Genomic DNA, 14,018 nt, shown 5'->3' on the forward strand with positions numbered 1-14,018 from the left:
TGAGTCAACTTCACTGTTCTGTAGTGCACAGATCGAGACAGGCGTGCGGGGTTCTCGGTGGCCGGTGTTGTGGGTTGGCTTTGGCCGATCAGCGAGTTGGTGGGTATTCGGCTTCTGTGCTCGCGTGGCGGGATTGCGTTGCAGGAGCAACAGTGTCCCGCCTGCCGGAGGGGGTGGGCTCAGATGCCGCCGTACTCCGTCAGGGCGCGGCCCAGGCGGGCCGCGCCTTCCCTGATCTCCGGTGGGGTGTGGGTCGTGAAGGAGAGGCGGAGGGTGCGGGGGTCCGGGGTGGTCGGGTGGAAGGGGGCTCCCGGGACGAAGGCGACGCCGTGGGTGACCGCCGTCTTGAGGAGGGCCGTCGCGTCGTGGCCCTCGGGCAGTCGGGCCCATATGAACATGCCGCCCGCGGGGAGGTTCCACTCGCAGTCGGCCGGGAGGGTCCGGCTCAGGGCGTCGTGCAGGGCGTCGCGCCGTTCGCGGTACGCCGTGCGGACCGTGGCGATGTGCGCGGTCAGGTCCGTCGTCGCCAGGTAGTGGGCCGCCGCGAGCTGGTCCACCGTCGAAGTGTGGAGGTCCGCGACCTGCTTCGCGACCACCGCGGCCCGGCGCAGGGCCGCCGGGGCCCGGAGCCACCCCAGGCGGAGCCCCGGCGCCATGATCTTCGAGAAGCTGCCGATCAGGGCCGTACGGTCCTCCGCCCCCGGGTGCGCCGCGAGCCACGGGACGTCGGAGCCCTCGTAGCGGAGGTCCCCGTACGGGTCGTCCTCCACCAGCCACAGTCCGAGGCGCGCCGCGATCCGCGCCACCGCCGCCCGCCGGGGGGCCGGCAGGGTGCGTCCCGTCGGGTTCTGGAAGGTGGGGACGGTGTAGAGCAGCTTCGGGCGTTCGCGGGCCACGAGGTCCGCCAGGGCCTCGGGGATGATGCCCTCCCCGTCGCAGGGCACGGCCACCACCCGCGCTCCCGCCAGCCGGAAGCACTGGATCGCCGCCAGGTAGGTGGGGTCCTCGGCCAGCACCACGTCCCCGGGTTCGATCAGGGCGGCGGTGATGAGGGCGAGGGCCTGCTGGGAGCCCGAGGTGACGATGACGTCGTCCGCGTCGGTCGGCAGGCCGCGCGCCGCGGCGCGGGCGGCGACGGCCGCGCGGAGTTCCGGCGCGCCCTCGGTGGTCGAGTACTGGAGCGCGCGCCGGGCCGACACCGCGAAGGCGGCGTCGTACGCGGCCCGCAGGCCCTCGGTGTCGAAGAGCTCGGGCGCGGGGAGGCCGCCGGCGAAGGAGATGATCCCGGGGCGTTCGGTGAGCGCGAGGATCTCGCGTACGGGAGAACCCTCGACCGAGGTCGCGCGGGCGGCGAACGCGGGTGGCGGCGACGTGGGCACAACGGCGTTGGCAGGCATGGCGGTAGCAGGCATGGGCGCTCCTCCGGGGACGGGTGCGCGCATCGTAGTCAGGTGAAGTTGTAGACGCCATGTATTTATCGGGCGGTGGACCGTGGTGGACGGTGGCGAACGGACCCCTCCCCATCTGACGCCGCATCAGCTAGACCGTTCCCATGACGACAGGAGAGCAGGAACCCCGGCAGGGCACCCGGCAGGGCACCCGCGTCGACGACTACGCCGCGCTCGCGTCCGTCGGCCCCTACGGTGTCCGCCCCGGCCACGCGCTGATCACCATGGTGGAACCGCACCCGGGCCACGAGTACGCGTACAACCGCTGGTACGAGGACGACCACTACTACGCCGGCGCCATGGCCATGCCGTGGATGTACGCGGGCCGCCGCTGGGTCGCCACCCGCGAGCTCCAGGAGCTGCGCTACCCGGAGAAGTCGGCCGTCGCCCAACCGGTCACCGCGGGCTGCTACATATCGACGTACTGGGTCACCGAGGGCCGCTACGACGAGCACATGAAGTGGACCGTCGGCATCAACAAGCGCCTGAACCGCGACGGCCGCGTCTACCAGGACCGCACCCACGTCTTCACGGCCTTCCAGGACCACGCGGCCACCGTCTACCGCGACGGCGCCGCCGGCCCGCGGGACTTCCACGCCCTCGACCACCCGTACGCCGGCCTCGTGGTCCAGGTCGTCGACGCCGACGGGCCCGAGCAGCGGGCCGAGTTGCTGGAGTGGCTGCGCTCGCACGCCCTGCCGAAGCGGCTGCACGGCTCTCCGGCCGCGCTGGTGACGGTCTTCCGGCCCACCCCGCTGCCCGGCGACCGGATGACGTACGTCAAGCAGGTCGAGGGGGTCGACACCAGGCTCACGCTGCTGTGGTTCCTGGAGGCCGATCCGCGCGAGTGCTGGGACCGCTTCCGGGGGCTGGACGCCGAGGTCGCGGAGGCGGGGCTGGGGCGGGTGGAGCTGGTGGCGCCGTTCATCCCGACGGTGCCGGGGACGGACCGGTACGTGGACCAGCTGCGCTGACCGTGCGTGCGCCGGTGCCGGTGCCGGTGCACCTGACCGTGCCGGTGCCGGTGCCGGTGCCGGTGCTCGTGCCGCTGACCGTCTCGGTGCCGGTGCCGGTGCCGGTGCCGATGTCGATGCCGGTGCCGGTGCTCGTGCCCGTTTTCGTACGCGGACATGGCCGAGCCCCCTCGGCCAAGACGGCGGACCGGTCGAGAGGGCTCAAGTAGGAGGGATGGTGGGGACGCGACATGATCTTCAGGCGAGGCGTCCCAGGCGGCCCTCGGTGACGTCGGCGACGAAGGAGGTCCAGGAGCCGGGCGCGAAGGTGAGGGACGGACCGTCCTGCACCTTCGAGTCGCGGACGGCGATGGCCTCCATGACGGGGGACTTGACCTCGACGCAGGCGCCGTTGGCGGAGTAGGAGGACTTGATCCAGTTGTCCGTGGCGCCCTGACGAATAGCCATGTTTCTCTCCGGTGAGCGAGTAGTTCCGGTGTCTTGTCGGCCATTTCCGGCTGACCTGATCGACGCTACCCGTAGCTCCTGATAGGTGAAGGAAGCGTTCACCCGACCGAGTGGCATATTCCATTCAGGCCTTATGTGGCCGGGGAGTGACGGTGTACCGTACCGACCCCTTCGCCACTCGCCCGGTACATCACGTAGTCATTCGGCCTATTCGCCCTTGTCGGCATATTCGTCGATAATCCCGGAGATGAACTGGCGGGTCTGGTCGACGTTGAGGGCCTGCGCGCGCAGGTGTTCGTACATCACGCTGTACCTCTGCACGTCGTTGGCCTTCTCCAGGTACAGGTCGCTCGTCACGCCCTCGATGTAGACGACCGTCGAGTCGGACGCGTCCGGGAACTCCAGGATCGCGTACTGGCCGTTGACCCCGGGATGGGCGCCCAGCGAGAAGGGCATCACCTGTACCGTCACGTGCGGCTGCTCCGACTGCTCTATCAAGTACTCCAGCTGCCGGGTCATCAGCTGAGCGTCGCCCACCTGCCGCCGCAGCGCGGCCTCGTCGATGACCGCCCACAGGCGCAGCGGGCCGAGCTCCGGGTTGTTGTTGTCGGTCTCGGAGAGCCGCTTCTGGCGGTGCATCCGGACCTGCACCCGTTTGTCCACGTCGGCCGGGGCGGTCTCCGGCCACGCACCGCGGACGAGGGACTGGGCGTACTCCGTGGTCTGGAGCAGGCCAGGGATCACCAGGGGTTCGTACGTGCGCAGGCTGGCGGCGTCCGTCTCCAGGCCGATGTAGACGCTGTACGGGATGTCGCCGAAGGCGTGCCACCAGCCCTGCTGGCGGGAGTCCTTGGCCATCTGCATGAGCGAGTCGATGAGCCGGCGGTCCTCGACCTCGTACACGTCGCACAGGTCGCGGACGTCTCGCTGGCTGATGGACCGGCGGCCGTTCTCCAGCCGGCTGATCTTCGACTGGGAGACGAGGAGGCGCTCGGCGACCTGTTCGGCCGTCATGCCCTTGTCCTCGCGGAGCTTGCGCAACTCCATGCCCAGTCGGCGGCGTCGGACGGTGGGATTGACATTGGACGCCACGGGAACGGCACCTCCGCCTTCTTCTGTCGTGCAGCGATCTCTCTGCGTGTCTGATGTCGAGCAGACTGCCACCGAAGCGGGCGCCGCCGCTGGGGAACGGCAGGGAAAACACAGACGCGCGGGGCGGCGGGGTCGGCGAACCGGCCCCGCCACCCCGCGCGCTGGCGGCTCCCGAACCGGGTCTTTGCGGACGTCGGTCACGGCGATGGCGTTGCGATGGAGCTCAGGTGGAGCTGGCCTGGATCCGGGTGGATCCGTGGACCGGAACTGGTCGTAACCGGTGGATCAGTGCGCGGCCGCGCGGGCCATCGCACCGGTCCGGCGCGGCTGCAGCGGGACGCTGCTCGCCGTGGCCCGGGCCGGTGGTGCCGGTGCGCGGTCACGGCGCGGCTGTGCGGCCACACCGTTCTGGACGTCCATCACGGCATGCGCCACGAGTCCGCCCATCGGGTCGTGCCGGATCAGGTCCCGCAGTCGGGACCTGGACGACCGCCCCTCGTTGCCGGGGTACAGGTGCTTGCCGAGTCCGACCGCGTGGGCCAGTGCGGCAAGCGCCGCGGTCCGCGGGTCCGGCGGTACGCCGGTGCGGATCGCACTGTCGAGCCGGGCTCGGATCTCCCGGCTGATCTCCGTGTCCGTCGCCTGGTAGCGAGTTGTCGGCAACACACCGCACATCTGTCCCGCGACGGCATGGACCATGCCGCAGCGCTCCAGATGAGCGAGGTAAATCTGACGGAGCCCCAGTCGGGGTCCGCCGATCCAGTGGACGGCCCGTACCGGGCTGCCGCGCCTGCGCAGCAGTTCCAGTGCGGAGTCCAGAGTCGGATCTCCTGTCGGCCGTGGCATCACCACGGCGATACGATCCCCATCAGGGGCTATCCGTCCTGCCAGAGCCAGCTCCACTAGCTGTGCCCCGGCCAGGCCGAGGTCGAGCGACTGCGGCTGCGCCGTGGTACCCGTGGCCGGGTCCAAGGCGAGCAGCAGAAGCTCCTCCGGAATTGTTCTGCGGCTCCTGCCCATCCATGCCTCCCCGCGTGGATGAGTGACAGGGTGACGCCTCTCACATTCATCTGTCGAGAGCGCGTGGCCGCTTTGTGGGGGAACCCGCAGCTATGTCGTTCTCGTCTAGCACGTGGGCGATGCCCCCGAGACGGGACACTGTTAGACATTCGGACAGCCGGACGTGGCGGCGATGGAGGAGGAACGGTGGCGGGCGAGTCCCCCGACAAGTCGGTAGATGCAGGAGCGCCGGGGGCGGCGGAGTCGTCCGCGGAGCGTGATCCGAGGCTGTCGGTGTTCCGGCCGAGGGATCCCGAGGACCGGGACGTTCGCGCCGGCGAGGCGGAGAGGGCGACGAAGGCGGAGGCGGCGGCGGAGTCGGAGACGGCGGGCGGGACCGACGCGGTTCCCGAGGCCGAGGCCGAGTCCACGGCTGAGCCCGAGTCCGAGTCCGAGTCCGAGCCCGAGTCCACGACCGAGGCCGAGGCCGAGGCCGCGGCTGTGCCCGTGGCCGAAACCGACGGCGCGCGGGATCCGCTGCGCGAGGCGGTGGCGGCGTGGGTCGCCAAGGCCGACGAAGCCGCGGAGACCGCCGAACGGGTGGATTTCGACGCGGATGCGGAAACCGATGCCGATGTCGATGTCGATGCCGCTGTTGATGCGGATGCCGAGGTGCGGGCGGAAGAGCCCGACGCCGACGCCGCCGAGCCGGCTGTCGCGCCGCAGCGTGAGGCCTCTCCGGGCACCCGTGCCGAGGAGCCGGTTGCGGCTTCCGTTTCTGGTTCCTCTTCTGGTTCCTCTTCTGGTTCCGCTTCTGCTTCCGATTCCCGTTCCGGTTCGGCTGCCGAGGCGAAGCCCGCGGACAGCGAGCGCACTGCCGTCTTCCGTGCGCTGAAGCCGGATGCCGCTTCCGCTTCCGCTCCGGCCGAGGAGGAGGCGAAGCCCGCACCTGCGGTCGAGGAGCCCGCGGACAGCGAGCGCACGGCTGTGTTCCGGGCCGTGAAGCTTGATTCCGCTTCGACCCCCGCCCCGGAGCGGCCCAAGCCCGAGCCTGCTGCCGACGAGCCCGCGGACAGCGAGCGTACGGCCGTGTTCCGCGCGGTGAAGCCGCCTTCCGTTTCGGCTCCGGCTCCGGCTCCGGATCCGGTCGAGGAGGCGAAGGCCAAGGCCGACAAGCCCGCCGACAGCGAGCGCACCGCCGTCTTCCGGGTCCCGAAGGTGGATGCCGTCAAGGCGGAGACCCCCAAGCCGGCCGCCCTGAAGCCGGGTGCCGCGAAGCCTGCCGCCCCGAAGACGGACGCCCCGAAGCCTGCCGCCCCGAAGCCGGACGCGCCGAAGCCGGGCGGGCCGAAGCCGGCGGAGCCCACGGCGCCCAAGGGCAGCACCTTCGTTCCGCTGCGTCCGGAGAGCGTCGCACCGGCGCCCGAGGTCCGGCAGCGGCCGAAGCTGCCCGCCGCCATGGACCCGTCCGAGCGGACCACCCAGCAGCCGCTGCCGCCCAAGCCGCCGCTCGACATGCTGGCGGACCTCACGAACAACCCGCCCCCGCCGCCGAGCCCGATGCGCACGGCGGTCCGGCGGATCAAGATCTACGCCCCGCTCGTCGCGCTCCTCGCGATCATCCTGGCCGTCGTACAGCTGGTGCGCCCGCTGCCCGAGCCGACGCTCGTGATGACCGCGAAGTCCTCGTACACCTTCGAGGGCGCCAAGCCGCAGCTGCCCTGGCCCACCGAGGGGCAGGCTTACATGGCGGCCGCCGGCCTCGGCACGCTCGGCCAGTCCGGCGAGCAAAAGCCGGTGCCGATCGCGAGCGTCACCAAGTCGATGACGGCGTACATCATCCTGCGCGACCACCCCATAAAGAAGGGTGAACAGGGCGAGATGATCGACGTCGACAAGACGGCCGAGACCGAGGGCAAGAAGAACAACTCGACCGACAACGAGTCCACCCTCGACACGGTCAAGGAGGGCGACAAGATCTCGGAGTACGACGCGATCGCCGCCCTCATGATCCCGTCGGCCAACAACATCGCGCGGCTGCTCGCGCGCTGGGACTCCGGTTCCCAGGAGGCGTTCGTCAAGAAGATGAACGACACCGCCAAGGAACTCGGCATGACCAACACCACGTACACGGACCCCTCGGGTCTGGACGCGACCACGGTCAGCACCGCCGAGGACCAGGTCAAGCTGGGTCTGAAGCTCGTCGAGATCGAGACGCTGCTCGACATCACCAAGAAGCCCAACTGGGTCGACCCCACCGGCAAGAGCTGGCGGAACTGGAACGGCCTGACCGGCCCCGCGGGCGCCCTCGGCATCAAGACCGGTACGACGACCAAGGCGGGCGGAAACCTGCTTTTCGCCGCGCAGAAGAAGGTCGGCAACACCAACCAGCTGATCGTCGGAGCCGTCCTCGGCCAGCACAAGCCGGCGATCATCGACACCGTGCTCGCCGCGAGCAAGCAGCTGATGGTCGCCACGCAGAAGGCCCTCGACGGTGCGACCGTCGTGAAGAAGGGTGAGGTCGTGGGCTACGTCGACGACGGTCTCGGCGGCCGGACGCCCGTCGTGGCCACCGCCGACGTGCAGGCGGTCGGCTGGGCCTCGCTGACCGTCGAGGTCAAGCTCGCGGACGGCGACGCGAAGATGCCGCAGACGGCGAAGGCCGGGACCGAGGTCGGCGTGCTGACCGTCGGTGAGGGCGCCAGCCAGGTGAAGGTGCCGGTGGCGCTGCAGAGCGACCTCGCCGCGCCGGGCATCGGCAGCAAGCTGACGCGCGTCGGCTGACATCCGGTGAGAGCGTGGATCCGGCGCCCCGGGCAACCCCGGGGCGCCGGGGCGCGTCTTGGCACCCGGGACGTGTGCGCGTGTGGACTCATGTGTTGGGGAGAGCGGCAGTGACCACTGCTGAGCAGCAGGGCAGGCGCCGGGAAGCCATCCCGCCGGCCGACGGCGGAGGCGCCGAACGGGGCTCCGGGGTGCCCGAGCCGTCCGCCGGCCACGACACCGCACCCGGCGCCGCTCCCGCCGCTCCCGGCGCCATACGGCCCCACGGCCCGGTCCGGCCCGGCCCGACCGATGGCGGTCCCGATGCCGGTCCCGATGCCGGTCCCGATGCCGGCCCCGAGGCTGGTCCCGAGGCCGGTCCCGATGCCGATTCGCCCGCCGACGACGCTTCGCCCGCTGATGTCGAGGCCGAAGCCGGTGCTGATTCGGATGCCGGTTCCGGCGCCGGTGCAGATGCCGCCGCCCCTGCCGATGCCGAGGGTGTCGGCCCGTTCCGCGCCGCCCTCGGCTGGGCCCGGCGCCACCCGGTGGCCGTCGCCACCGCCCTCGCCGCCGTGCTGCACGTCGTCTGGTTCTTCACCTTCGCCAACAGCGGCGGCGACCTCGCCGCGCAGGACGCCTGGGCCGAGTTCGTCGGCCGCCATCCCGACTCCGCGTACAACCTCGCCTGGTACGGCGGCATGCACCCCGTCTCGTACAGCGTGGTCTCGCCGTACCTCATGCACATGCTCGGCGTCCGCACCACGATGATGATCGCGGGCACCGTCTCGGCGGGCCTGCTCGCGCTGATCCTCACCCGCTGCCGCGGCGCCGTGCGCGAGCCGCTGTGGCCCGCCCTGGCCGGGGTTTACGGGCTGTTCTGCAACGCACTGTCGGGCCGCGTCACCTTCGGCCTCGGTGCGATGTTCGCGCTCGCCGCGGTCGCCGCGGTCTTCTGCTGGCCCCGCAAGTGGGCGCGCCGTCGCTGGGCCAAGGCCGCGGTGGCGGCCCCGCTGGCCGGGCTCGCGACCGCCGCCAGCCCCGTCGCCGGCCTGTTCCTCGGGGTGATCGCGGCCGCGCTGTTCCTGAGCCGGCGGCGCCCGGGTGCGTACGCGCTGGGGCTGGCTCCGGTGGCCGTGGTCGGGCTGTCGGCCTGGCTCTTCCCGTTCTCCGGGACGCAGCCGATGAAGATCGGTTCGGCCGGGCTGCCGTTCGTGTTCGCGCTGCTGATCGTGTTCCTGGTGCCGAAGCGGTGGAAGACGGTCCGGATCGCCGGCGCCGTCTACGCCCTCGGGGTCTTCCTGACCTGGGTGATCGACTCCCAGGTCGGCTCGAACGTCACCCGGATGGTGATGCTGTTCGGCGGGGCCGTGCTGCTCGCCGCCCTCGCGTACGAGCTCCCGCGCTCGCGCCGCTGGTACGGGTTGCTGCTCGCCTTCGTCGGGATGAACGCCTGGATCACCGCCAACAGCATCACGGACATCATCCGCACCACCCCGGTGGCCGCCTGGAACCGTGAGCTGGCCCCGCTCGTCGACCGGCTGCAGAAGGCGGGCGCCGACCGCGGACGGGTCGAGGTGGTCCCCGCCAGCAGCCACCGCGAGTCCTCCGCCTTCCCCTCGTACGTGAACCTCGCGCGCGGCTGGAACCGGCAGGCAGACCTGGAGCGCAACCCGCTCTTCTACGACGACACCCTCACCGCCGACAGCTACCGGGCCTGGCTGGAGCGGTGGGCCGTGCACTACGTGGTGCTGCCGGCCGACAAGCCCGACTCGGGCGGCGAGGACGAGGCGAAGCTGGTGCGCGAGGGGCTCCCGTACCTCCAGCAGGTGTGGGGCGACGCGAACTGGCAGCTGTTCAAGGTCCACGAGCCGACGGACCTGGTGGCCGGACCGGCGACCGTGGTGCGGGCGAGCGCGGACCGGCTGGTCATCGACGTGAAGAAGCCCGGGCGCGTGCTGGTGCGGATCCCGCACTCCCCGTGGCTGGGGCTGGTGGACGGGGCGGGCAAGCCCGTACCGCCGCCGCAGGAGACCTTCGCGTCGAAGGCGCGCGGCGGGAACGGCGAGGGCGGCGCGCTCCGCAAGGAGTACGCGAACACGGCCGGATGCCTCTTCAAGGCGGCCCCGGACGACAGTGGCGACGTGTGGACGGAGCTGCTGGCTCCGGCGCCGGGGGAGTACCGGGTGGCGGCGAAGTACCAGCTGCCGCGGGGGACGCCCTGCCCGGAGGACCTGGTCCACCAGACGCTGGGGCAGCCGAAGCTGCCGGCTCCGCCGCGCCGGTGATCGGGACCGCGCGCCGGTGATCGGTACCGCTTCCCGGATCCTTGATCGGAATTCTTTACATTCCGGTCCGGGTGCGTTGGTCCGTATATATGCATACGATCCCAGTAGTCCGATTGGGTGCTTCCCGAAGGAGTTGACGACGGGATGAACAAAGAGCAGAAGCGCGACGTCCGGACGGCCCTCGCGCAGGCGCAGGAGCAGGCGCAGCCGCCGCGTGTGCCGGGTCACGGCTTCGACGGTCCGGTACGGAGCAAGGTCAAGGGCGGGCTGCACACGAAGGCCGCGCTCAAGCGGGCCGGCACTCCGCAGGGGGACCGCATCGGCGAACGCACCAGTGGCCTGAGCTAGCAGACGGGGTCGGCCTGTCACTGGACGTAGCCCTTCCGGTTCCGGCCGGAGGGGCTTTTCCCGTCTACGACTGGTCGCCGGGTGGTGGCGGGAGAATCGTTACATCACCGAGGGAACACCCACATGTGCCCCCCGTAGCGGCAGGGCCGTCCCACCCGCCCCCATGACCGCACGGAGTCCGTAGGCCATGACCAGCACCCTCGCCCCCGTCCGGCGCGCCTGCCTCCGCCGCGCCGCCCCTGTCCGCCGCCCCGCCCCCGTCCGGCGGGCCGTCCGCGCCGTCCGCCGGACCCGCCGGGCCGTGGGGAGCGCCACCCTCGCCGTCGGCTGGTGGACCGAGGGGGTCACCCCGGGCGAGAAGGGCGTCTCCGTGCTCGTGGCCTGATCGGGCCTCCGGCGCGGACCCGCCCGATCCGCCCCATCCCGCCGACCCCACGCGGAGACGGGCGCACTACCGTGAGCTGGCCGGGGAACCGTGAACGGGGGACGCGGAACAGGGGACGGGGAACGGGGAACGGGGACCATGAACGACAACGAGCGCGGCACCACCGGCATGGGCGCCGGCAGCACCACCGGCAGCACCACCGGCAGCACCACCGGCAGCGGCACAGCCATGCGCACCGGCACCGGCACCGGCTTGGGCACAGGCGTGGGGACCGGCGTGGGGACCGGCACCGGCACCCCGGCGGAGCCCCGCCGATGAGGGTGCGGCCGGCGCGCCCGCGGCTGCCCGCTTGGACCTCCACCCTGATCTGGAAGGCCGCGGTCTTCATCACCCTGATGTGCTGCGGCCTCGCGGCGCTGCTCGGCGTCCTCGTGCACCGCGCCATGACCCACCAGACCGTCGGCACCGCCCGCGAGAAGGCGCTGACCAAGCTGGAGCGGACCATCAAGGCCTACGAGACGGGCGCGCGCCTGCCGCGCGGCGAGGGCATCGACCCGGTCGGCCTGCCCCCCGAGCTGCGCGCGCTGGCCGTCGGCGGCAAACGCGGCACGGCGCTCGGCGAGCAGCGCGGCCGCGCCGCCATGTGGGCGGCCGCGCCCGCCGAGGAGGGCGCCGCGATAGCCGTCTCCGTGGACTTCCGCGCCAGCGAGCAGACCATCGCCGATCTGGACCGGGCCATCCTCGGCTCCTCCGGGCTCGCCATCGGCGTCACGCTCCTGATGGGCGCGTTCGGCGTCACCCGGATCACCCGGCGGCTGCACCTGACCGCGCAGGTGGCCCGCCGGATCACCGCCGGCGACCTGGACGCGCGGGTCGACGACAGCGCGCGGAACAAGGACGAGGTGGCGGCGGTCTCCCGGGCCCTGGACACCATGGCCGCTTCGCTCCAGGGCAAGCTCGAAGCGGAACAGCGGTTCACGGCGGACGTCGCCCACGAGCTCCGCACCCCTCTCACCGGCCTGAACGCCGCCGCCGAGCTGCTGCCGCCGGGCCGCCCGGCCGAGCTCGTACGGGACCGGGTGCAGGCGATGCGCTCGCTGACCGAGGACCTGCTGGAGATCTCCCGGCTGGACACGCGCAGCGAGCGCGTGGAGCTGGACTCGCACGACCTGGCCGACCTGGCTGCGCGCACGATCCGGGCCTCCGGCACGGACACGGTCCTGGAGGTGCTCTCCTCGCCGCGGGTGGAGACGGACCGGCGCCGCCTGGAACGGATCCTGGGCAACCTCGTGGCGAACGCGCACAGCCACGGCGCGGCCCCGGTCACGGTCACCGTGGACGGCCGGACCCTGACCGTGACCGACGAGGGCCCCGGCTATCCGGAGTACCTGCTGGCCAGCGGCCCGCAGCGGTTCCGCACGGAGGGCACCAACAAGGGCCACGGGCTGGGCCTGACGATCGCCGTGGGCCAAGCCAGGACCCTCGGCGCCACCCTCGCCTTCCGCAACCGGGAGACGGGCGGCGCCGAGGCCCGGGTCACGCTCCCAGGGCCCGCAGCACCGGGAGCAACTGCACCTCCTCGGCGTCGAGATGAGCCTCCAGCTCGCGGCTGAGCCGCTCCACCCGCACACCGAACCCCGCACCGTCCGGCGCGTCCAGCGCCCGCACCAGCTCCTGCTGGAGCCGCGCTATGACGCGGTGCTCGGCGTCGAGTCTGCGGAAGAACTCCCGCATGTGGGGGTGCTGTTGCTCCAGGTACGGGAAGAGCCCGGCGTCCTCGCTCTTGTGGTGGAACTCCAGCGAGTGGCAGAACGCGAGGCAGTGCTGGCGCAGTTGCAGCCCGAGGGGCAGCGGCCCGCCGCCGCTCGGCTCCTCGCGCGCGCGTTCCCGTACGAGCTCCCGTACGAGGGCCAGCTGCGCCCGCAGCCACCCGTGCACGTCGAGCAGCTTCCCGGCGATGCCGCCCTCGCCCGCGGCCGCCGCGTGCGTCCGCTGGAGCGCCACGACGGGGATCACCCGCCCGGTGCGCGCCTGGTATTCCCCGTACCCGGGCTCCTCGCGCACCACGCGCGCGAACAGCTCGTCCCGCCGCACCCCTTCGGCGGGCACGGCGACGGCCTCGTACTCCTCGGTCCCGGTCTCGACTTGTACGAGGGGACGCGCGAGCAGGTTGTGGTACCAGGCGGGATGCCGGTCCGCCCCGGCGGCGGATCCGACGACGAGCAGGTCCCCGCCGTCGTGGCCCGCGTCGCGCAGGAGCCCGAGCGGGACGGTGTGCGGCTTCCCGGACCTGGCGCCGGTGGTGGTGAGCAGGATCAGCTCGGATCCTTCGAAGGGCCCGCCGACGCGGCCGGTATTGGCCCTGAACTCATCAATGACGGTCTGATTGAACGAAAATGACATGGAGTGTGAACGTCCTCACGGTGTGTGCGTGCGATGGCAGCGGCAAAACCGAGGGAGATCACCCGTAGCCGGTGGCGTGAATGCCCATGGGCCCGGTCCTTCGAAAACAGGTGCCTGCCCAACCACCGCCCGGCCCACATCTCAGTAGGCGGCGTCACGCGACACGTGTCCCATGGAACCACAGAGCGACGAAGGACCCCCAACCGTTCCCGGCTGGAGGTCCTCGAAGTGTGCCCTCGGCAGGATTCGAACCTGCGACACCGGCTTTAGGAGAGCCGTGCTCTATCCCCTGAGCTACGAAGGCAGGGTGCGGAGACCTGGTTGTGAGGCCGGGCCACCGCGGTCAGTGTAGCGGGTGGTGCTTGATCCGCATCTGTGATCCATCGCGCCCGGCGTTCCCGGGCGCTGCGGTCAGGCGTCGGGGGGCGGGACGGGTGTGGCCTGGTGGTAGTACATCCGCCACCCGTCGTCCGGCTCCTGCCTGCGCCAGAGGGAACTCCGTCGCGCCCGGGCCCCGCCGAGCGTGGTCTCGTACGTGAGGTGCACCAGCCCGGGTGCCAGCAGGACGCCGGTGATGTCCGAGGGCTCGTAGCGCGGTCCGTCCACCGCCGCTCCGTCCATCTCGGGCAGCGCGGCGAGGATTTCCTCGTACGTCCACCGGCGGCCGGAGGCGCCGACTTCCACGAAGTGCGGGTCGAGGAGGGGCCGCGTCAGCGACTGCGACGTGCGTCGCACACCCGGGTCCATCAGGCGCAGCTCGCCCGCGATCGCTTCGCCCACCGCGTCGGTCTCTTGGCTCATCCGCGCATCTTCGCCCAGGCTGCCGTGACCCCGACAGGGCGCGGTCCTCGGGCGTGGTGCCCCTCTTCGG

The 14,018-nt window shown here is 71.6% G+C and carries 14 protein-coding genes and 1 tRNA gene; 8 read left to right on the forward strand and 7 right to left on the reverse strand.

Annotation, left to right across the window (positions count from 1 at the left end; genetic code table 11):
• Positions 1 to 179: 179 nt before the first annotated feature.
• Entirely contained in the window at positions 180 to 1,412 is a 1,233-nt protein-coding gene (locus IF88_RS0102380; protein WP_051836319.1) for a PLP-dependent aminotransferase family protein, read from the reverse strand.
• A 140-nt stretch (positions 1,413 to 1,552) separates the two neighbouring features.
• Here IF88_RS0102380 and IF88_RS0102385 point away from each other — a divergent pair, with 140 nt between their 5' ends.
• Entirely contained in the window at positions 1,553 to 2,422 is an 870-nt protein-coding gene (locus IF88_RS0102385) for a hypothetical protein (RefSeq protein ID WP_030706852.1), read from the forward strand.
• A 14-nt stretch (positions 2,423 to 2,436) separates the two neighbouring features.
• Positions 2,437 to 2,631 carry a hypothetical protein gene (locus IF88_RS46390; RefSeq protein WP_158754273.1) on the forward strand — a complete coding sequence of 65 codons (195 nt, stop codon included), beginning with the start codon at positions 2,437 to 2,439 and terminating at the stop codon, positions 2,629 to 2,631.
• A 28-nt stretch (positions 2,632 to 2,659) separates the two neighbouring features.
• On the opposite strand, the gene IF88_RS0102395 is transcribed toward IF88_RS46390, so the two are convergent.
• The 3 genes from IF88_RS0102395 to IF88_RS0102405 all read right to left on the reverse strand — a co-directional run bounded on the left by IF88_RS0102395 (position 2,660) and on the right by IF88_RS0102405 (position 4,981).
• Positions 2,660 to 2,869: a DUF397 domain-containing protein gene (locus tag IF88_RS0102395; protein ID WP_030706854.1), complete on the reverse strand. Its 210-nt coding sequence runs from the start codon at positions 2,867 to 2,869 to the stop codon at positions 2,660 to 2,662.
• 207 nt (positions 2,870 to 3,076) lie between these two features.
• Entirely contained in the window at positions 3,077 to 3,961 is an 885-nt protein-coding gene (locus IF88_RS0102400; RefSeq protein ID WP_030706855.1) for a helix-turn-helix domain-containing protein, read from the reverse strand.
• A gap of 285 nt (positions 3,962 to 4,246) precedes the next feature.
• The gene (locus IF88_RS0102405) at positions 4,247 to 4,981 is read right to left on the reverse strand and encodes a GOLPH3/VPS74 family protein (protein ID WP_030390041.1); all 735 of its coding nucleotides are present in this window, start codon (positions 4,979 to 4,981) and stop codon (positions 4,247 to 4,249) included.
• 186 nt (positions 4,982 to 5,167) lie between these two features.
• Between IF88_RS0102405 and IF88_RS42765 the strand changes: the two genes are divergently transcribed.
• From IF88_RS42765 to IF88_RS0102435, 6 genes are all read left to right on the forward strand, one after another.
• Positions 5,168 to 7,744, forward strand: coding sequence for a D-alanyl-D-alanine carboxypeptidase family protein (locus tag IF88_RS42765; RefSeq protein WP_030706856.1), 2,577 nt, complete (start codon positions 5,168 to 5,170; stop codon positions 7,742 to 7,744).
• A 110-nt stretch (positions 7,745 to 7,854) separates the two neighbouring features.
• Entirely contained in the window at positions 7,855 to 10,011 is a 2,157-nt protein-coding gene (locus tag IF88_RS0102415) for an MFS transporter (protein WP_420710895.1), read from the forward strand.
• A gap of 144 nt (positions 10,012 to 10,155) precedes the next feature.
• On the forward strand, positions 10,156 to 10,359 hold the full coding sequence (locus IF88_RS0102420) for a hypothetical protein (RefSeq protein ID WP_234323418.1): 204 nt from the start codon (positions 10,156 to 10,158) through the stop codon (positions 10,357 to 10,359).
• Between the two features lie 187 nt (positions 10,360 to 10,546).
• Positions 10,547 to 10,744, forward strand: coding sequence for a hypothetical protein (locus IF88_RS46395; protein ID WP_030706859.1), 198 nt, complete (start codon positions 10,547 to 10,549; stop codon positions 10,742 to 10,744).
• A gap of 138 nt (positions 10,745 to 10,882) precedes the next feature.
• Positions 10,883 to 11,062 carry a hypothetical protein gene (locus IF88_RS0102430; protein WP_030706861.1) on the forward strand — a complete coding sequence of 60 codons (180 nt, stop codon included), beginning with the start codon at positions 10,883 to 10,885 and terminating at the stop codon, positions 11,060 to 11,062.
• Complete coding sequence (locus IF88_RS0102435; RefSeq protein ID WP_030706862.1) at positions 11,059 to 12,357, forward strand: ATP-binding protein; 1,299 nt, start codon at positions 11,059 to 11,061, stop codon at positions 12,355 to 12,357. Before IF88_RS0102430 ends, IF88_RS0102435 begins: the two co-directional genes overlap by 4 nt.
• Here IF88_RS0102435 and IF88_RS0102440 read toward each other — a convergent pair.
• The 3 genes from IF88_RS0102440 to IF88_RS0102450 form a co-directional block, all read right to left on the reverse strand.
• The gene (locus IF88_RS0102440) at positions 12,281 to 13,147 is read right to left on the reverse strand and encodes a nitroreductase/quinone reductase family protein (RefSeq protein WP_030706863.1); all 867 of its coding nucleotides are present in this window, start codon (positions 13,145 to 13,147) and stop codon (positions 12,281 to 12,283) included. The two genes, IF88_RS0102435 and IF88_RS0102440, sit on opposite strands and share 77 nt — an antisense overlap.
• A gap of 231 nt (positions 13,148 to 13,378) precedes the next feature.
• Positions 13,379 to 13,451, reverse strand: a tRNA-Arg gene (locus IF88_RS0102445).
• 107 nt (positions 13,452 to 13,558) lie between these two features.
• Positions 13,559 to 13,948 (reverse strand): DUF4440 domain-containing protein, encoded by a 390-nt coding sequence (locus IF88_RS0102450; protein ID WP_030706864.1) that lies wholly within the window; start codon positions 13,946 to 13,948, stop codon positions 13,559 to 13,561.
• Positions 13,949 to 14,018 lie beyond the last annotated feature (70 nt).

The organism is Streptomyces sp. NRRL F-2580, from assembly GCF_000720115.1.
Classification (GTDB): Bacteria; Actinomycetota; Actinomycetes; order Streptomycetales; family Streptomycetaceae; genus Streptomyces.